The sequence below is a fragment of the Mycobacterium persicum genome (assembly GCF_002086675.1).
GTDB classification, from domain to species: domain Bacteria; phylum Actinomycetota; class Actinomycetes; order Mycobacteriales; family Mycobacteriaceae; genus Mycobacterium; species Mycobacterium persicum.
In genome coordinates this window covers 31,992-50,689 of record NZ_MVIF01000001.1, presented here as the reverse complement: position 1 = coordinate 50,689, position 18,698 = coordinate 31,992, and the positions used below count along the sequence as shown (strand labels likewise).

Sequence of the window (18,698 nt, the reverse complement as noted above, 5' to 3'; positions counted from 1 at the left end):
GGGGGCCATATGGTCGGTAGTGCTCACCGTGTGCCGGAGGTCCACCCGGTCCGCCCGGCCCATGCCATCCGCCGCGTCCACATTGGTGTCGTGAGTATGGCGAAATTCACCACGCATTGGTGTAGCTCGTTGGTCCGGATTCAGTTGGTGCCCAATCCACGTCGGCCCGGCTGATCCTGGTGCGGCTCATCGTTGACAGGCTTGCGTCGTTATCTGTTGTGGTCGGCATCAATTCGTGTGGGTGGACGGCAGAAACGTCCCGTAGGCCGCAGACTGTCCGAGATCGGTTGCATACCCTGATGTTTGGGTGTAGGCGGTGCGGCCGTTGATGAGGACGGCGTGTACGGCATCGTCGTTGCGGTTGACCACGCGGTCCAGCCCGAAGGCGTCGGGGGCGGGCGCCTCGGAGACCTCGAAGACCTGGTCGGTGAGCCCGTCTGGGTCGACCACCACCACGTCCGCGCGTGCGCCGATGCGCAGCCGGCCGGCCTCGACACCCCACCAGTCGGCCAGATCCGAGGTCAGTTTGCGCACCATCTCACCGACGGTGATCTTGGGGCGCGGCGACTGTTCGGCCCGCTTGGCCATCGTCAGGGCGCGCAGCCCGAAGTTGTAGTTCGCCAGGCTGCGCAGGTGCGCGCCGGAATCGGCGAATCCAATATGGGTCCCGGGGCTTGCCAGCAAGTCGAGCACGATGTCGGGGCGGTGGTTGCCCACCACGGTGTACCACCGCAACTTGTCCCGCCAGGCGGCGGCCAGATCCAGGAACACCTCGGCGGGGTGCTGTCCGCGCTCGCGGCTGAGGTCTTCGAAGGTGCGGCCTACCACCGAGACATCGGGGCAATCGATGATGACGGCATCGTCGAAACGCCGGTTCCACAGGCCGTTCATCATGAATCCGCCCATGTCCTTGATGAACTGGGCGCGGAACTTCGGGTCGGTCAGCAGCGCGTACTGATCGTCGGCGGTGCGCAGGTTCCGCAGCGTGATGCCGCTGCTGAACTCCTCGAAGGCCGCGAAATCCACGCCGTCGCAGAAGATCGTCATCGGGCCGGGCAGTGCCTGAAATCGCATGTCGCCGTTGAGCACTCGATTGGTCAAGAATGCCAGCAGGCGCGTCACCCGGTGCAGCATGGGGTTGGACTTGAAGTCCATCGCGGTCAGCAGGCTGGTGCGCAGCGGCCGACGGCCGAGGCCGGCCGCGGTCAATGCGAACGCCAGCACGTTCACCTGCGTCTCGGCGTTGGGGGCGCTCTGCAGGATGCGGCCCCGCCGGCGCAACCGCTTGTGCAGCCTGCGGTATTCGCGCCAGCGTGCGAACGTCGACGGCAACGGTTCTGCCCACGCCCGGTCACCGGCCAGCTTGTCGCGACGAGTGGTCATCGTCGACAACCCCAGGAAGCCCTGGTCCAGTGCGTCCTCGAGAATGTGCTCCATTGACGCCATCTGGGTGTCGCTCGGCCGAAAGTGCTTGTCCGTGGCCGCTTCTAGGCCCAGCACTCCGACCCGCAGGTCGCTGTGACCCAGCATGGCCGCGACGTTGGGTCCCAGCGGCTGCTGTTGAAGCCATTTCCGGTATTCGCCCGGTGTGGTCCATGTCTTGCTCTGCTGCAGAATCGTTTTGATGCCCGAATGCGGGATGGCCTCCACCCGGGCGAACAGGTCCGCCGAATCGTCGGCGTCCACGGTGACCATGCTCAACGAACAGTTACCGGTAACCACCGTGGTCACCCCGTGCCGTACCGACTCGGGCAGCCCTGGGGCGGTGACGATTTCGGCGTCGTAGTGCGAGTGAATCTCCAGAAAGCCTGGCATCACCCATTTCCCGTCGGCGTCGATGACTTCGTCGAAGCTGCCCGGATTCAGCGCCTGCGCGGACATGTTGATCACCACGCCGTCGGCGATCGCGACGTCACGCACCGCCCCTGCCGCGCCGCTGCCGTCGAAAACCAGCCCGCGCGAAATCAGGATTCGTGGACCGGGCTTGCCGGCGGCTGCTGTGGTGTTCATTCGGCTAGATCCTTTCGGCCGGACCTCGGCGATACCGCCGGGCGCACTGAGCTGAGGTGCTCGAACTGCTCTTCATGATCGAGGTCGCGGCACCGCCGGCTGAAGGTCACAATGTCCCAATTTGCACGAATGGATGGTGCAAAAGTGTGCACGGCCGGTTAACCGGTTCCCGGCAACCCGCGCCGAACGACCCGAAATCGCGGCGGTTTCCGCGACCGCGGCGCCGACGCCGCGACTGTGGCCTACCCCGCGATCGGGGCTAACCAGATCAGGTAGCCAACATGATCAGCCGGCCGAGGCTCAGCACGCCTGAATTGGCGATCCCGGTGTTGAAGAAGCCCGAGTTGAAACCGCTGAGCATACCGCTGGGGAAGGGGCCCATGACGTCGGTGACACCGGTGTTGAAAAAGCCTGAGGTGACGCCGGTGACAAGCGACCCACCGGAGGCCGAATTGAAAAAGCCCGAAATACCATGACCATCAGCGGCGGTGTTTCCAAGCCCCGAATTGCCGACACCCGTGTTGGAGAATCCCGAGTTGCCGGTGGCGGCGAAGCCGACCGGACCCTGGTCGGTGGCGCTTCCGACGGCGGTGTTCAGATTGCCCGCATTCCAAAAGCCGGTATTGACGTGACCCGAGTTGCCGAAGCCGGTGTTTGTCTCGCCCGAGTTGAAGAAGCCGGTGTTGAGTTTGTTCCCATTCCAGCCGCCGGTATTGATCGAACCCGCGTTCCCAAAGCCGGTGTTGAGCAGGCCCGAGTTCGCAAAGCCGACGTTGCCAGCCCCCGCATTCCCGAAACCGAGGTTGCCGGTACCCGAGTTCGCAAGTCCGAAACTGTTGAGGTGCCCCGGATAGACGGTGTTGGTGCCCGAACTGAAGACGCCGCGTCCAGCATCGGCGCCGACCCCGCACCGGTGAACATCAGCAAAGAATTGATCTCCGGTGGCAACACCATGAAATTGGTCACGATGGTCCCCCTGTCAATATCATGCCGAGTTCTGCGGGCGACCCGGCACCGACGCGGGAGCGAGTAACCCGCCACGCACGCTACGCCGACGCTGACGTCAATATTGGCTTTTCGCCAGAATTCCGGCCGGAGCGATTCGCTGATTTCAGCGGGCGCCAAGACCACCTCGATCGAGCCGCACGATCGGTCCGGCGCTCGGGTGTGCGACCATCGGTTATTTAATATGCTGTGCGGCAACATTTTTCAGAACTCGGCGCAGTCGGTATCGACAACCGAAGTTGCGCGGATTGGTGAATGCCGCACTAAGATGGCTGGCGATCACAAGGAGGTCAACATGATGGGCGGAGCTGACGCCATCTATCTGAACGGTGACATCGTCACGATTGACGATGTGCAGCCAACGGCCGAAGCAGTCGCCATCAAGGACGGTCGCATCGTTGCCGTCGGGGCTCGCGACGACGTTGTACAACAACACCGAGGCCCGCGAACGCGCACCGTCGATCTCGCCGGCAAAACACTGCTACCGGGATTCATCGACCCGCACAGCCACTACATCAATTCGCTCACGGTGGCCAACCAGGTCAATGTGTTCGCGCCACCGGCGGGTCCCGGCGCCGACGTCGACGCCATCGTGGCCGAGCTGAAGAACTTCCGCGACGCGCGCGACATCGGTGAGGGCGAGGTCATCATGGGATACGGCTACGACGAGACGGTCATGCCCGAGGGCCGGACCCTGCATCGAGAAGACCTCGACAAGGACTTCCCGAACAACCCGGTGATGGTCGGGCACGTGTCGTTGCACGGCGCCGTGCTCAATTCCGCGGCCATGGAAAAATACGGCATTTCCGCGAGCACCAGCACGCCACCGGGCGGGGTGATCGTGCGCAAGGACGGCTCGGACGAACCCGACGGCCTGGTCATGGAAACCGCATTTCTGCCGATCTTTGCCTCGCTGCCCAAACCCACCCGCGAGCAAGAGGTCGAGTGGAGCATCGCCGGCCAAATGCTTTACGCCGCAGCCGGTATCACGACTGCTCACGAGGGAGCGACGCACGCGGCGGACATCGCTGTGATGCAACGGGCGGCCGCCGGCGGCGCCACCCTGATCGACATCGTCGCCTATCCGTTCATTCTCGATCTCGACGCGGTTCTCGAAGACAACCCGCCCGACACATTTGGGACCTACCACAACCGCGTCAAGCTCGGTGGCGTCAAAGTCACTCTCGACGGCTCGCCGCAGGGCCGGACCGCGTTCTTCACCACCCCCTACCTCGTCGACGGACCCGACGGACAGCAGAACTGGACCGGTGAGCTGCCGTTCCCGCAGGAAACCGTCGACGCCTGGTTCAAACGGGTCTACGACCTCGGTGTGCCGTTGAACATCCACGCTAACGGTGACGCGGCCATCGACGTCCTGCTCAAGGCACACGAATACGCCGCTGCCGGCGACCTCGCCAAAGACCGCCACACCACGGTCATCCACTCCCAGTTCGTGCGGCGTGACCAGCTCGACAAGTACGTCGAATACAACCTGATCCCGTCGCTGTTCACCGAGCACGCGTTCTACTTCGGCGACACCCACGTCCGGCTGCGCGGCCGGGAACAGGCGCATTTCCTCAGCCCGATGCGGACAGCGATCGACATGGGCCTGCGCCCGACCAATCACACCGACTTCAACGTCTCGCCCCTCGACCAACTATTCGTGGTGTGGACGGCGGTCAATCGCGTCTCTCGCAGCGGCGAGGTCATCGGCGCCGATCAGCGTGTCACGGCCCTCGAGGCGCTCAAAGCGATCACCATCAACGCCGCGTATCAGTACCGCGAGGAGCAGTCCAAGGGTTCGATCACCGTGGGCAAACTCGCCGACCTGGTGATCCTGGACGGCAACCCACTCAGCGTCGACCCGATGGAAATCAAAGACATCGAGGTCGTCGAGACGATCAAAGAGGGGCGCACGATCTATCGCAGACCGGTCGCCGCCGCGTGAGCACCGGTCGAGCTCGAAGAGCGGGCCCGTCACGCCGAGCGGCGGATGCCGCGGCTCCGCCCAATGCCGCCCTTGAGCAGCAGGTCGCGCTCGGATTCGGACAAGCCGCCCCAGACGCCGTAGGGCTCGCCCACGTCCAGCGCGTGGGAGCGGCACTGCTCGATCACCGGGCAGCGGCGGCACATTTCCTTGGCGCGCTGCTCGCGCAGCATGCGGGCGCGGCCGCGCTCGCCGTCGGGATGGAAGAACATCGATGAGTCGACTCCGCGGCACAAACCCTGCAACTGCCAGTTCCAGATGTCGGCGTTGGGCCCAGGTAGCTGCTCCGGCTGTGGCATTGCTCATTCCCTCTCTGCACGGCACATCCAAGTGGAGGTTAGGTTCGCGAACGCGCGAGGTGTGCAACTGATACTTCAGAGGAGTCACCGATGACTACCAGACAACGCTAAACGCTAGGGGGACTGCCGAATTTCCGTCAATAGCCCGCCGGAGCGGCCAAATACGTGTGTGTTGGACGAGAATTAACTCGGTGTTCATCTGCCGCGCATTGGGCGACGGCCAGGCGTGCTATCGAGACCGGTTAGAAATCTCATCTTCGCAGCTCAGCCGGCTGCTGTGAGCAAGCTGTAATTTGCCGTCAGATGGCTGTGAGTAATGTGCACGTAACACAGAAACCACAAACTTTTTACCACTCAAGGTGTGTGAAACCCTAATGTTCGCATCCTCAATCGTCGGCCGCCGCGTCGTGCGGCCTTTTCCTTATTTCACCCGCCACGCCGATTCGCCCACCACGCCGATTCACCCGCCACGCCGATTCACCCACCGGCGGATTTCGCCGGCCGCGGCGACGCCGGCCGCGCGGGTGGCGGTTGGGGCCGGGCCGCGGATCGCGCCGGCATGGGCTGCGGTCATGCCACGACGAGGTGGCAAGTCCGTCGGTGGCTTCAGACTAGGGTGCAGCTATCACCGCGCAGGAATCTCGACACACCTCGTCGACCGATATGGCGATTGATTCGATTGAGTCGCGGTTAGCCGATGCAGCCTTTGGTAGTAGCCCGGGCAGCTGGCCGCTACCGACGGCGACGACGCCACGACAGCTGTGGCTGCGTGCCGTGGCCGCCGGGGGACAAGGTCGCTACGGCTCGGCGTACACCGACCTGGAGTCGCTGCGACGACGCGTTCCGGAGGGCCGCTGGGCGTCGCTGGCGCGCAGCACTCAGGGGTCATTTCTGCGCCAGCTCGGCTGGCACACCCTGGCGCGGGGCTGGGACGGACGCGCCATGGCACTGGCAGAGGCAGATCCGCAGGCCCGCGCTGATGCGCTGATCGGACTGGCGGCCGACGCTCTGGGCGTCGGCCGCTTCGCGGTCTCGGCGACGTTGTTGACGCGTGCGGACGCGGTGCTCGATGCGGCCGGGTTGCCGCCCGACGTGGCGAACCGGCTGGCGGTACGCCGTGGCTGGGTGGCCGCGGAGTTGGCGATGGCCTCAGGTGAGGCGGCAACCGCCGTCGACCACGCGCAGCAAGCGGTCGAGTCGGCGCGGTCCGGCGGGTCGGCCAGACACCAGGTCAAAAGTGAGGTGGTGCTGGCGGCGGCGCTGTGCAGTGCCGGCGCCGCCGAGCGCGCTCGCGGCGTCGGTGATGAGGCGCTGGCGACTACCGGCCGGCTGGGTCTGACTCCGCTGCGCTGGGCGTTGGCTTGCTTGCTGATCGATATCGGGAGTGTCACGTTTTCGACGCGTCAGTTGCGCGAAATTCGTGATATCTGCGCAGATCAAGTACGGCGCGCCGGTGGGACCTGGCGTCCCGCTTGATTCGCCGCTCGACCGTTATTGTCAATCCGTGAGTTAGCCCGGGATGTGTCCGGTTCGTAACGTTGGAGATATCGCCGTCAATGACAATTGAAGGGGAACGTCTCGACGCGGTGGTTGCGGAGGCCGTGGCAGGAGACCGGAACGCACTTCGGGAGGTGCTGGAGACCATCCGTCCGATCGTGGTGCGATATTGCCGGGCGCGAGTCGGCACGATCGAGCGCAGTGGCCTCTCGGCAGACGATGTGGCACAGGAGGTGTGCTTGGCCACCATAACGGCGCTCCCGCGCTATCGGGACCGAGGCCGCCCGTTCCTGGCCTTCCTCTACGGCATCGCGGCGCACAAGGTCGCCGACGCTCATCGTGCGGCCGGCCGTGACCTTGCCTACCCCGCCGAGTCGGTTCCGGACCGCCGATCGGCCGACGCCGGCCCCGAACAGCTTGCCATCGAAGCCGATTCGGTGACCCGGATGAACGAATTGCTCGAGATCTTGCCGGCCAAGCAACGGGAGATCCTGATCCTGCGCGTCGTCGTCGGCCTATCCGCCGAGGAGACCGCGGCCGCCGTCGGCAGTACGACGGGAGCGGTCCGGGTGGCCCAGCATCGCGCACTTCAGCGGCTCAAAGACGAAATTGTCGCGGCAGGTGACTATGCGTGATTCCGGTTTCGATCGCCCCGGCTTGGACGACCTGGCCGGCACCGAGCTACTCCTCGACGCGCTCGCCAGCCGCGCCGACGTCACCCTCGACGATCCACACGAAGACGCGCTGGCCGCCCTGCTGGGGCAATGGCGCGACGATTTGCGGTGGCCACCGGCCAGTGCGCTGGTGTCGCCCGATGAGGCCGTCGACGCGCTGATCGAAGGAATCGCCGAGCGCCGGCGCTCTCGCCGCGCGCTGGCCGCCGTCGGGTCGGTGGCCGCGACGCTGCTCGCGCTCAGTGGATTCGGTGCGCTGGTGGCCGATGCCCGCCCCGGCGACACCCTCTACGGGCTGCACGCGATGATGTTCAACGAGCCGCGCGTCAGCGACGACCCGATTGTGTTGTCCGCCAAGGCCGACCTGGCCAAGGTCGAGCAATTGATCGCCCAGGGGCAGTGGGACCAGGCCGAAACCCAGCTGGCCGAAGTCAGCAGCACCCTGCAGGCCGTCAACGACGGCAGCCGACGGCAGAACCTGCTCAACGAGTTGAATCAGCTGAACACCAAGGTGGAAAAGCGCGATCCCAACGCGACTCTGCCACCGACCCCGTCGCCCCGGTCCGTGCTTTCCCGGGTCCTTGCCCCGAGTGACGCCCCGGTGACCTCGTCGGCCCCGCCGGCTCCCGACACCGAGCCGGCAGCGACATCAGGGGCACCGGAATCGACGGCGACCAGTCCGGTCACCTCCGAGATGTCGACCGGTAGCCCGGTGCCAACGTCGAAGCCGACGGCCAGTCCGTCGTCGCCGCCGCCCACCAGCACGCCGGGGTCTCCGGCCGCGGGCACAACGGAACCCGGCTCATCGCCGGCACCCGCCGGGGAACCAGGCTAGAAGGAGCTACCGGGCGGACCGCCTAGTGACGGCGGTGAAACCCGTCTGCGTCTGACGTCGCTTCGTTGAGCGAGGCATCGGCGTATCCGCGGCAGTAATCCCACGTGACGTAGGCGTCCGGCTCGGGATCGTAGGCCGGCTCGTGCGGGCGGACGGTGCCGTCGATCAGCAGCTGCAGCAAGTTGGCCCGCAGCATGTCCCAGTCGTGGTAGTGGTCCTGCTGGCACTCGTCGCAGCAGACCACCAGGCCGCGAATCCCCTTGTGCGCCAGCAGAGCTTCGTAGACGGCGAGGTCGGCCAGGTCGGCCTCTACCGCCAGCCGCTCCTGCTGATCGAGGGGCTGACCGGGCTCGACGGCCTCCAGCGCCGCCGACGGGTCACAGGGGTCGTCGGCAAACGGATCGGGCGGCAAACCCGGCGGCAGGTGGTCGCGCACGCCTCTACAGTACGCAGCCAGGCGGCCATCGCGCCAGAAATTCAGTGGGCGCGCCGTGCGGGTCGGACCCACCCGCGCCGCAACCCCATCTCGCGCGCTTCGCGGCCTGCGTCGTCGCCCGGGCCGGAGCCGATAGGATGGATTTCTCACTCCGCATGCGTATGGAGGGCCCCCCGATGTCCCGTGGCATGTCTCGCCTGGAAGAAAGCTCCGACCTGGTCGGCAGCCCCTATGTGCGCGACGCGCAGGTCGGTGGCCTGACCGGTGACCCGGTGCCGACCGGTGGTGACGATCCGCACAAGGTGGCCATGCTGGGGCTGACCTTCGACGACGTGCTGCTGCTGCCGGCGGCTTCCGATGTGGTGCCGGCCACCGCCGACACCTCCAGCCAGCTCACCAAGAAGATCAGGCTGAAGGTGCCGCTGGTCAGCTCGGCGATGGACACCGTCACCGAATCTCGGATGGCTATCGCGATGGCCCGGGCCGGCGGCATGGGCGTGCTGCACCGCAATCTGCCGGTCGCCGAACAGGCCGGCCAGGTCGAAATGGTTAAGCGCTCCGAGGCCGGCATGGTCACCGATCCCGTCACCTGCAGGCCGGACAACACCTTGGCCCAGGTCGACGCGCTGTGCGCCCGGTTCCGGATCTCCGGGTTGCCGGTGGTCGACGACGACGGTGCGCTGGTCGGCATCATCACCAATCGGGACATGCGCTTCGAGGTCGACCAGGGCAAGCAGGTAGCCGAGGTGATGACCAAAGCCCCGCTCATCACTGCCCAGGAGGGGGTCAGCGCGTCGGCCGCGCTGGGTCTATTGCGCCGGCACAAGATCGAGAAGCTACCCGTCGTGGACGGGCGGGGCCGGCTGACCGGCCTGATCACCGTGAAGGATTTCGTCAAGACCGAGCAGCATCCGCTGGCCACCAAGGACAGTGACGGCCGGCTGCTGGTCGGTGCCGCCGTCGGTGTCGGCGGCGATGCGTGGGTGCGCGCCATGATGCTGGTGGACGCCGGGGTCGACGTGCTGGTCGTCGACACCGCGCATGCCCACAACCGGCTGGTGCTCGATATGGTCCGCAAGCTCAAGGCCGAAGTGGGCGACCGGGTCGATGTGGTCGGCGGCAACGTCGCCACCAGGTCGGCGGCCGCGGCCCTGGTCGACGCCGGTGCCGACGCGGTGAAGGTGGGCGTGGGCCCGGGCTCGATCTGCACGACCCGGGTGGTGGCCGGCGTCGGCGCACCCCAGATCACCGCGATCCTGGAAGCCGTTGCGGTGTGCCGGCCGGCGGGCGTGCCGGTGATCGCCGACGGGGGACTGCAGTACTCCGGCGATATCGCCAAGGCGCTGGCCGCGGGCGCGTCGACAACCATGCTCGGTTCGCTGCTGGCCGGCACCGCCGAGGCGCCCGGCGAGCTGATTTTCGTCAACGGCAAGCAGTACAAGAGCTACCGCGGCATGGGATCGCTGGGAGCCATGGCGGGCAGGGGCTCAGGCGCGGCGGCCAATTCCTATTCCAAGTCGTACTCCAAGGACCGCTACTTCGCCGACGACGCGCTGTCCGAGGACAAGTTGGTGCCCGAGGGGATCGAGGGCCGGGTGCCGTTCCGCGGCCCGCTGAATTCGGTGATCCACCAGCTGACCGGCGGCCTGCGCGCGGCGATGGGCTACACCGGCTCGCCCACCATCGAAGTGCTGCAGCAGGCGCAGTTCGTCCGGATCACGGCGGCCGGTCTCAAAGAGAGCCACCCGCACGACGTCGCCATGACCGTCGAAGCGCCCAACTACTACGCCCGCTGACGGCGCATCATGGTCGAGATCGGCATGGGCCGCACGGCACGGCGCACCTATGAACTCAGTGACATCAGCATCGTCCCGTCGCGGCGGACCCGTTCGTCGAAAGACGTGTCCACGGCCTGGCAGCTCGACGCCTACCGGTTCGAGATCCCGCTGCTGGCACACCCGACGGATGCCCTGGTATCGCCGGGGTTCGCGATCGAACTGGGCCGGCTGGGCGGGCTGGCAGTGCTCAACGGCGAGGGACTGATCGGCCGGCATGCCGACGTCGAAACCAGGATCGCGCAACTTGTCGAGGCTGCCGAGAAGGAACCCGAATCCTCGGCGGCGATTCGGCTGCTGCAGGAACTGCATGCGGCGCCGTTGAACCCCGAGTTGCTCGGCGCCGCCGTGGCCCGCATCCGGGAGGCCGGGGTGATCACCGCGGTGCGGGTCAGTCCGCAAAATGCCCAGTCGCTGACCCCGGTGCTGCTGCAGGCGGGGATCGACCTGCTGGTCATCCAGGGCACGATCGTCTCGGCCGAGCGGGTAGCCAGCGACGGGGAGCCGCTGAACCTGAAGACCTTCATCGCCGAGCTCGACATTCCGGTGGTCGCCGGCGGTGTGCAGGACCACCGCACGGCGCTGCACCTGATGCGCACCGGCGCCGCCGGCGTCATCGTGGGCTACGGCTCCACGCGGGGGGTGACCACGACCGACGAGGTGCTGGGCATCAGCGTCCCGATGGCCACCGCGATCGCCGACGCCGCGGCCGCGCGGCGCGAGTACCTCGACGAGACCGGCGGCCGCTACGTGCACGTGCTGGCCGACGGCGATATCCACACCTCCGGCGAACTGGCCAAGGCCATCGCCTGCGGGGCCGACGCGGTGGTGCTCGGCACGCCGTTGGCCGAGGCCGCCGAGGCGCTGGGCCAGGGCTGGTTCTGGCCGGCCGCGGCGGCGCACCCGTCGTTGCCGCGCGGGGCGTTGCTGCAGATCGCGGTGGGTGAGCGGCCACCGCTGGAACGGCTGCTCAACGGGCCGTCCGATGACCCGTTCGGCACCCTCAACCTGGTCGGTGGGTTACGCCGGTCGATGGCCAAGGCCGGTTATTGCGATCTCAAGGAGTTCCAGAAGGTCGGCCTGACGGTCGGCAGCTGAGCCGGCCAGCAGACGCAGAATCGCACGCGCGGGCCCCGCGCTGTGCGATTCTGCGTCTGCTGGCGGGTGGTCTACAGCGGCGTCAGAAACTCGACGTCGCGCCCTTCCCCCAGAGCGACCAGGGCGACCAGGGTGGCGCCAAAGGTGATCAGGCGAATTCCCCGGCGGCGGGCCAGCGCCAGCAGGTGCGCGTCGATCACCTGGCGGTCCACCTGGTGGATGTGTGAATTCCACGCCAGCGCGACCAGGGCATTGACATCGAGCAGCGCCACGCCCGGGTCAGTCCTCGTCGGCGGCGCGCCGAATCATCTCGGGGGTGACCGGTGGTGTGCCGGCCGAAACCCGGATCACGGGCAACTCGTCGTCGGTCTCGACACGCGCGGGGGTGAGGCCACGGCACCATCAGCCCGCCGGTGGCGGGGTGGCCCCTTGACGGGGCGAGTGTAAAGAAGGTCATACTGCATCGATGAAGCCGGATTACGACGTCCTGATTATCGGTTCAGGTTTTGGGGGCAGCGTCAGTGCGCTGAGGCTGACGGAGAAGGGCTACCGGGTAGGTGTGCTGGAGGCGGGCCGCCGGTTCTCCGACGAGGAGTTCGCCAAGACGTCCTGGGATCTGCGGAAGTTCTTGTGGGCACCCAGATTGGGTTGCTATGGCATCCAGCGTATCCACCCGCTGCGCAACGTGATGATCCTGGCCGGCGCCGGGGTGGGCGGCGGGTCGCTGAACTACGCCAACACCCTGTACGTGCCGCCGGAGCCGTTCTTCAAGGATCAGCAGTGGCAGCACATCAGTGACTGGCGCGACGAGCTGATGCCGCATTACGAGCAGGCGCAGCGGATGCTGGGCGTGGTGAAAAATCCGACCTTCACCGACGCCGACCGCATCGTCAAGGAAGTCGCCGACGAGATGGGATTCGGTGACACCTGGGTGCCGACGCCGGTCGGGGTGTTCTTCGGCCCCGACGGCACCAAGGCGCCGGGCAAAACCGTGCCCGACCCCTATTTCGGCGGCGCCGGGCCGGCCCGCACCGGCTGCATCGAATGCGGTGAGTGCATGACCGGCTGCCGCCACGGCGCCAAGAACACGTTGCTGAAGAACTACCTTGGGCTGGCGGAATCGGCTGGGGCGCAAGTGATTCCGATGACGACGGTGAAGGGATTCGAACAACGGGCCGACGGGCTGTGGGAGGTTCGCACCGTGCGCACCGGCAGTTGGACACGCCGCGACCGGCGCACCTTCACCGCCACGTACCTGATCTTGGCGGCGGGCACTTGGGGCACCCAGCATTTGCTGTTCAAGATGCGCGACAAAGGCAAGTTGCCCCGAATTTCCCAGCGCCTGGGCGTGTTGACCCGGACCAACTCCGAGTCGATCGTCGGCGCCGCGCGGCTGAAGGTCTCGCCGGACCTGGACCTGACCCACGGGGTGGCGATCACGTCGTCGATCCACCCGACACCGGACACCCACGTCGAGCCGGTCCGCTACGGCAAGGGATCCAACGCGATGGGGCTGCTGCAGACGCTGATGACCGACGGTACCGGTCCCGAGGGCACTGAGGTGCCGCGCTGGAAACAGCTGTTGGTGCAGGCCGGCGAGAATCCGCGCAAGATGATCCGGCTGCTCAACCCCCGGCAGTGGAGCGAGCGGACCGTGATCGCGCTGGTGATGCAGCACCTGGACAACTCGATCACCACGTTCACCAAGCGGGGGAAGCTCGGTATCCGCTGGTATTCCAGCAAGCAGGGACACGGCCAGCCGAACCCGAGCTGGATCCCGATCGGCAACGAGGTCACCCGCCGCATTGCCGCCAAGATCGACGGCGTAGCCGGGGGCACCTGGGGCGAGCTGTTCAACATCCCGCTGACGGCGCACTTCCTCGGTGGCGCGGTGATCGGGGACAGCCCGGAGAACGGCGTGATCGACCCCTATCACCGGGTCTACGGCTATCCGACGCTGTTTGTGGTCGACGGTGCCGCGATCTCGGCGAACCTCGGTGTCAACCCGTCGCTGTCCATCGCCGCTCAGGCCGAGCGCGCCGCGTCGCTCTGGCCCAACAAGGGCCAAAACGACCAGCGGCCGCTGCAGGGGGATGCCTACCGTCGGCTGGAGCCCATCGAGCCGGAGCATCCGGTGGTGCCCGCCGGCGCGCCGGGGGCGCTGCGGTGGCTGCCGGTCGATCCGGTCAGCAAGACAGGCTGATCAGCCGGCTCCTCAGCCGGCCAAAGCCAGCGGTGCCCCGCTGACCACGCGGCTGCGCCGGCCGTGCACGTCGACGGGCACGTCGCCCATCAGGGTGACCCGGTGCATCAGCCGATGCTGGTCGTCGTAGTCGTCGATGGCCCGGTGCTGGGTTGCCCGGTTGTCCCAGATGGCGACATCGCCCGGCTCCCAGTTCCAGCGAATCGTGTTCTCCGGCATGGTAATTCGCTGTTGTAGTAGTTCGAAGAGCACGCTTGACTCGTGGCTGTCCAGGCCGACGAAGTTGCGCACGAAGCTGCCGGCCAGCAGGGTGCGCTCACCGGTTTCCGGGTGCACCCGCACCACCGGATGCTCGGTCTGGAAATCGGGTTTCTGAAACGCCTGCCGGTGCGCCCGCTGGGCCTCGGTCAGTGGTTCGGCATGCAGGTAGTCATGGCGGTTGGTGTGCAGCGCCCACAGGTTTTCGGCCAGGCACTTGAGCGGTTCGGGCAGTCCTTCGTAGGCCGCCGCGGTGTTGGCCCACAGCGTCGACCCGCCGTAGCCGGGCAGGGTGACCGCGCGCAGCACCGAGGCCGAAGGGTAGTTGGCGGCGAAGGTGACGTCGGTGTGCCAGCGGTTGGCCTTGCCGTATTCGGAGTTGATCGGGGTGATGATCGGCGCGTTCTCGGCGGCCAGAACAGAGGCGGCCGGGTGGCCGATTGGGGTGCCCAGCAGGCCGGCGAATGCGAGCTGCTGTTGGTCGTCGAGGTGGTGCTGGTCACGGAAGAAAATCACCTTGTGGGTCAACAGCGCGGTGCGGATTTGCTCGACCGCGGCCGGTGGGAGGTCGCCGCCAAGGCGGACGCCGTCGATTCGGGCACCGATACGGCTGCTCAGTTTGTGCACTGCAATCAAGTTGGTCATTGCTGTCATCCTCGAGAAGACCGGTGTAGTCAATTGACTACACCGGTAGTGTAGTCGCATGACTACACTACCGGCAACCGATCGCCTGGCGGCACCCTCGGGGCGCGACGAGGTGGCCGCCGCGGTTTTGGAGGCGGCCGCCGACCTGTTCGCCGAACGCGGTCCGGCCGCAACGTCGATCCGGGACATCGCCGCCCGGTCAAAGGTCAACCACGGGTTGGTGTTTCGGCATTTCGGGACCAAGGAACAGCTCGTCGGCGCCGTGCTCAATCATCTCGGCGCCAAGCTGACCGCGCTGCTGCGCTCCGGGGCACCCGCCGAGGCGCTCGACCGCGCGCTCGACCGCCAGACGCGGGTGTGGGCCCGGACACTGCTCGACGGATATTCGGCCGAGCAACTGCAGGCGCGTTTTCCCAACCTCGCCGAACTGCTCGACTATGTGCGAACCCGCCACCACGACGATGCCAGCGCGCGCCTGGCCGTCGCCAATGCCGTTGCGCTGCGGCTGGGTTGGCGGCTATTCGAGCCTATGCTGCGTTCGGCGACCGGTGTGCAATTGTCGGACGACGAACTGCGGCGCGCGGTGCAAGCCGAGGTCGAGCGGATACTCGAACCGCGCTGAGCCCCGCCTCAGTGGCCGGCGATGCGCCGGCGGTGGACCGGTTCGCGGCCCGGCGGCTGCGGCGGAGGCGGTAGTAGCGGCTTGCGCGGGCGCACGGCAATGGTCGACGGCGACGAGGTGTCCAGTTTGATGTCCTCGCCGGCGTGCCGGATCGTCAGCTCGCCGCCGGGCCCGTCGCGCAGCGTGTAGGTGACGTCGGAGTGATTGGCGTCGACGGTCACCCCGAAATCCCGCCACCGCAGCCGGAAGCGCAGCCGCGAGATGCCGTCGGGCAGTTGGGGATCGATGGACAGCACGCCCTCGTCGTCGCGCAGCCCGCCGAAGCCGCCGACCAGCGCCGTCCAGGCGCCGGCCAGCGAGGCCATGTGTAACCCGTCGCGGGTGTTGCGGTGCAGGTCGCGAAGGTCGATCAGGCCCGCTTCATAGGCATAGTCATGGGCCAGCTCCAGGTGTCCGACCTCGGCGCACATCACCGCCTGGGTACAGGCCGACAGCGACGAGTCACGCACCATCCGCCGCTCGTAGTAGTCGACGTTGCGCGCCTTCTGTTCGGCGGTGAAGGCATGGCTCTGGAACTGCATGGCCAGCACCAGGTCGGCCTGCTTGATCACCTGCGCGGGGTAGAGCCGCACGTAAGCCTCGTGCAGCAGCAACGGGTAGGTGGTATTGGCCTCGAAGTCCCACTCGGCGAACGTGGTGAACCCTTCACACTGCTGGTGAACCCCCAGCTCCTGGTCGTAGGGAATGTTCACGGCGTCGGCGGCGTCGCGCCAGGCGGCCATCTCTTCGGTCGTGACGCCCATGGTTTCGGCCGTCTCCGGGTGGCGTAGGCAGGCGTCGGCGGCGGTAACCAGGTTGTGTGCGGCCATCAGGTTGGTGAAGACGTTGTCACGCACGACGGCGGTGTACTCGTCGGGGCCGGTGACCCCGTCGAGATGCCACACGCCGTGCCGGTCGTGGTGGCCGAGCGAGAGCCACAGCCGGGCGGTTTCCACCAGTACGGCCAGGCCGCAATCCTTTTCGAGCGTGTGGTCGCCGGTGACGGTCCGGTACCGCTCGAACGCCATCGCGATGTCGGCGTTGATATGCCAGGCGGCCGTGCCGGCCGGCCAGTAGGCCGAGCACTCCTCCCCGCGGATGGTCCGCCAGGGGAACGCGGCGCCGTCGAGGCCGAGCTCGGCGGCCCGCTCCTTGGCCAGGTTCAGCGTCGAGGCCCGCCACCGCAGCGCGTCGGCGACCGCGTGCGGCGCGGTGTAGGTCAGCACCGGCAGCACGAAACCCTCGGTGTCCCAGAAGGCGTGTCCGTCGTAGCCGGTGCCGGTGAGGCCTTTGCTCGGGATGGCGCGGCGTTCGGCGCGCGCGCTGGCCTGCAACAGGTGGAACAGCCCGAACCGGACCGCCTGCTGGGACTCGGGATCGCCTTCCACCTCGACGTCCGCGTTCTCCCAGAAGTCGTTGAGGTAGGCGCGTTGCGCATCCAGCAGCCCCTGCCACCCGCTGTAGCGCGCGCCGTGCAGCGCCCCGGCAGCCTGGTCGCGCAGCGCCGGGCGGGAGCGCAGGCTGGACCAGCCATACGCCAGGTATTTGACGATGCGCAGCTTCTGTCCCGGGCGCAGCCCGCAGATCACCGTGGTCCGGGCCAAGTCGGCGCGGGCGTCGGTGGTGATTTCGACCCGGCCGGGAACCTCGACCTCGTGGTCCATCGCGGCGGCCATCATCAGGGCGCTGCTGCGGGTGCGGTGCATGAGAAGCGCGCCGCACTCGGTGCATTCGTGGTCGACGGCCTCCAGTGGTTTCTCCAGGATCGCCGACACCCGCGGGTCGGCGGAGGTCTCCGGTTGGTCCTCGTTGGTGACGAGTTCGGATTGCACTGTGACAAGCGAGAATTCGCCGACGGCCTCCACCACGTACTCAATGGCGGCGGCGGCCCGGTGGGCCAGTGACACCAGCCGGGTGGATACCACCTTGACCTGCTTGCCCGCCGGCGACTGCCAGTGGGCCCGGCGGGTCAGTGTCCCGGCGCGCAGGTCGAGAACCCGCTCGTGGGAGATCAGCGTGCCGTAGCGGACGTCGAACGGCTCGTCGTCGACCAACAAGCGCAGGATCTTGCCGTTGGTGACGTCGACGACCGTCTGGCCGGCCTCGGGGTACCCGTATCCCGCCTCGGCGTAGGGCAGCGGCCGGATCTCGAAGAAGGAGTTCAGGTAGGTGCCGGGCAGGCCGTACGGCTCGCCCTCGTCGAGGTTGCCGCGCAGGCCGATGTGTCCGTTGGACAACGCGAACAGCGATTCCGACTGCGCCAGCAGGTTCAGGTCGAGCTTGGTCTCGCGAACCCGCCACGGTTCAACGGGGAAGGCTTCTTCAGTAATCATGACTGGAGCAGTTCGGCGAGATCGTTGACCACCACGTCGGCGCCGTTGCGCCGCAAGTCCTCGGCCTGGCCCACTCGGTCGACACCTACCACGAACCCGAAATTACCGGCCCTTCCGGCCTGCACGCCCGACAACGCGTCCTCGAATACGGCGGCTGTGTCCGGGTCGGCGTCGAGCAGCTGGGCCCCGCGCAGGAAGGAGTCGGGGGCCGGCTTGCCGGCGATGTGCTCTTCGCGCAGCCGGACGCCGTCCACCCGCTGCTGGACGAACCGGTCCAGGCCGGTGATCTGCAGCACGTCGCGGGTGTTGGCGCTCGACGACACCACGGCGATGCCCAGCCCGGCCGCCGCGACCGCTTCCAGATAGCGCCGCGACCCGTCGAACACCTCGACCCCCTCGTCGCGCAGCACCTGCTGGAACATGTTGTTCTTGCGGTTGCCCAGCCCGTAAACCGTTTCGGCTTCGCCGGGGTCGTCGGGATTTCCGTCGGGCAGCTGGATTCCCCGGCTGTCCAGGAAGGACCGCACCCCGTCCTCGCGCTTCTTGCCGTCGACGTACCGGCGGTAGTCGGTGGCCGGATCGAAGGGGACGAAGGGTTCCCCGGTGCGCTCGGCCCGCTCGGACAGGTACGCGTCGAACATGGCCTTCCAGGCCTTGGTATGCACGCTGGCGGTATCGGTGAGGACACCGTCGAGGTCGAACAAACAGGCACGCACCTTCTCCGGCAGACCCAGCACAGGCAACCTCGCTCCCGCTCACAGTTATTTGGGTGATACCAGTCCACCATCTCACCCTGGCGATGACGGCACCTTAGCGCGTGACCCTGACACGTTCATGTGGATCGGGCATCCCGGCGCCGCGGGTCCGAGTTGAGGCGGACGGCGCCGGCGCGCCCGCGGAGGTGGCGAACATGGTGGCGGCG

At 67.0% G+C, this 18,698-nt stretch carries 14 protein-coding genes and 4 pseudogenes; 8 read left to right on the top strand and 10 right to left on the bottom strand.

Features of this window, described 5'->3' with window-relative positions; all coding sequences use genetic code 11:
* Window positions 1-228: 228 nt before the first annotated feature.
* From BST40_RS00205 to BST40_RS33095, 3 genes and pseudogenes are all read right to left on the bottom strand, one after another.
* Window positions 229-2,010 (bottom strand): N-acyl-D-amino-acid deacylase family protein, encoded by a 1,782-nt coding sequence (locus tag BST40_RS00205; protein WP_083153074.1) that lies wholly within the window; start codon window positions 2,008-2,010, stop codon window positions 229-231.
* 601 nt (window positions 2,011-2,611) lie between these two features.
* A pseudogene (locus tag BST40_RS33100) lies at window positions 2,612-2,830 on the bottom strand (PPE family protein); the annotation flags it as partial.
* Window positions 2,831-2,889: 59 nt separating this feature from the next.
* Window positions 2,890-2,964, bottom strand: a pseudogene (locus tag BST40_RS33095) (PPE domain-containing protein); the annotation flags it as partial.
* A gap of 346 nt (window positions 2,965-3,310) precedes the next feature.
* On the opposite strand from BST40_RS33095, the gene BST40_RS00195 reads away from it, so the two are divergent.
* Window positions 3,311-4,963: an amidohydrolase gene (locus tag BST40_RS00195; protein ID WP_083153166.1), complete on the top strand. Its 1,653-nt coding sequence runs from the start codon at window positions 3,311-3,313 to the stop codon at window positions 4,961-4,963.
* A gap of 29 nt (window positions 4,964-4,992) precedes the next feature.
* Here the strand turns inward: BST40_RS00195 and BST40_RS00190 are convergent, their stop codons facing one another.
* Window positions 4,993-5,301 carry a WhiB family transcriptional regulator gene (locus tag BST40_RS00190; RefSeq protein WP_023371166.1) on the bottom strand — a complete coding sequence of 103 codons (309 nt, stop codon included), beginning with the start codon at window positions 5,299-5,301 and terminating at the stop codon, window positions 4,993-4,995.
* 663 nt (window positions 5,302-5,964) lie between these two features.
* On the opposite strand from BST40_RS00190, the gene BST40_RS00185 reads away from it, so the two are divergent.
* The 3 genes from BST40_RS00185 (at window position 5,965) to BST40_RS00175 (ending at window position 8,307) form a co-directional block, all read left to right on the top strand.
* Window positions 5,965-6,777, top strand: a complete 813-nt coding sequence (locus BST40_RS00185; RefSeq protein WP_075547123.1) for a hypothetical protein — start codon at window positions 5,965-5,967, stop codon at window positions 6,775-6,777.
* An 80-nt stretch (window positions 6,778-6,857) separates the two neighbouring features.
* Window positions 6,858-7,433, top strand: coding sequence for an ECF RNA polymerase sigma factor SigD (gene sigD, locus BST40_RS00180; RefSeq protein ID WP_075541136.1), 576 nt, complete (start codon window positions 6,858-6,860; stop codon window positions 7,431-7,433).
* The gene (locus BST40_RS00175) at window positions 7,426-8,307 is read left to right on the top strand and encodes an anti-sigma-D factor RsdA (protein WP_083153072.1); all 882 of its coding nucleotides are present in this window, start codon (window positions 7,426-7,428) and stop codon (window positions 8,305-8,307) included. The genes sigD and BST40_RS00175 overlap by 8 nt, the downstream gene beginning before the upstream one ends.
* 22 nt (window positions 8,308-8,329) lie before the next feature.
* Here BST40_RS00175 and BST40_RS00170 read toward each other — a convergent pair whose 3' ends face one another.
* Window positions 8,330-8,743 (bottom strand): DUF5319 domain-containing protein, encoded by a 414-nt coding sequence (locus BST40_RS00170; protein WP_023371174.1) that lies wholly within the window; start codon window positions 8,741-8,743, stop codon window positions 8,330-8,332.
* Between the two features lie 176 nt (window positions 8,744-8,919).
* On the opposite strand from BST40_RS00170, the gene guaB reads away from it, so the two are divergent.
* On the top strand, window positions 8,920-10,539 hold the full coding sequence (gene guaB / locus BST40_RS00165) for an IMP dehydrogenase (protein WP_075547181.1): 1,620 nt from the start codon (window positions 8,920-8,922) through the stop codon (window positions 10,537-10,539).
* Between the two features lie 9 nt (window positions 10,540-10,548).
* The gene (locus tag BST40_RS00160; RefSeq protein ID WP_075547125.1) at window positions 10,549-11,676 is read left to right on the top strand and encodes a GuaB3 family IMP dehydrogenase-related protein; all 1,128 of its coding nucleotides are present in this window, start codon (window positions 10,549-10,551) and stop codon (window positions 11,674-11,676) included.
* A 71-nt stretch (window positions 11,677-11,747) separates the two neighbouring features.
* On the opposite strand, the gene BST40_RS00155 is transcribed toward BST40_RS00160, so the two are convergent.
* Together BST40_RS00155 and BST40_RS00150 are read right to left on the bottom strand one after the other, a co-directional pair.
* The gene (locus BST40_RS00155; protein ID WP_075547126.1) at window positions 11,748-11,948 is read right to left on the bottom strand and encodes a hypothetical protein; all 201 of its coding nucleotides are present in this window, start codon (window positions 11,946-11,948) and stop codon (window positions 11,748-11,750) included.
* Between the two features lie 7 nt (window positions 11,949-11,955).
* Window positions 11,956-12,072 (bottom strand): annotated as a pseudogene (locus BST40_RS00150) (antitoxin); the annotation flags it as partial.
* A gap of 70 nt (window positions 12,073-12,142) precedes the next feature.
* On the opposite strand from BST40_RS00150, the gene BST40_RS00145 reads away from it, so the two are divergent.
* Window positions 12,143-13,879, top strand: a complete 1,737-nt coding sequence (locus BST40_RS00145; RefSeq protein ID WP_075547127.1) for a GMC oxidoreductase — start codon at window positions 12,143-12,145, stop codon at window positions 13,877-13,879.
* 12 nt (window positions 13,880-13,891) lie between these two features.
* On the opposite strand, the gene BST40_RS00140 is transcribed toward BST40_RS00145, so the two are convergent.
* Window positions 13,892-14,782 carry a TauD/TfdA dioxygenase family protein gene (locus tag BST40_RS00140; protein ID WP_075547128.1) on the bottom strand — a complete coding sequence of 297 codons (891 nt, stop codon included), beginning with the start codon at window positions 14,780-14,782 and terminating at the stop codon, window positions 13,892-13,894.
* A gap of 58 nt (window positions 14,783-14,840) precedes the next feature.
* Here BST40_RS00140 and BST40_RS00135 point away from each other — a divergent pair, with 58 nt between their 5' ends.
* Window positions 14,841-15,404: a TetR/AcrR family transcriptional regulator gene (locus BST40_RS00135; RefSeq protein WP_075547129.1), complete on the top strand. Its 564-nt coding sequence runs from the start codon at window positions 14,841-14,843 to the stop codon at window positions 15,402-15,404.
* Between the two features lie 8 nt (window positions 15,405-15,412).
* Here BST40_RS00135 and BST40_RS00130 read toward each other — a convergent pair whose 3' ends face one another.
* Window positions 15,413-17,776 carry a glycoside hydrolase family 65 protein gene (locus BST40_RS00130; protein WP_075547130.1) on the bottom strand — a complete coding sequence of 788 codons (2,364 nt, stop codon included), beginning with the start codon at window positions 17,774-17,776 and terminating at the stop codon, window positions 15,413-15,415.
* A pseudogene (locus tag BST40_RS00125) lies at window positions 17,773-18,563 on the bottom strand (beta-phosphoglucomutase family hydrolase). The gene BST40_RS00130 and the pseudogene BST40_RS00125 overlap by 4 nt, the downstream one beginning before the upstream one ends.
* Window positions 18,564-18,698 lie beyond the last annotated feature (135 nt).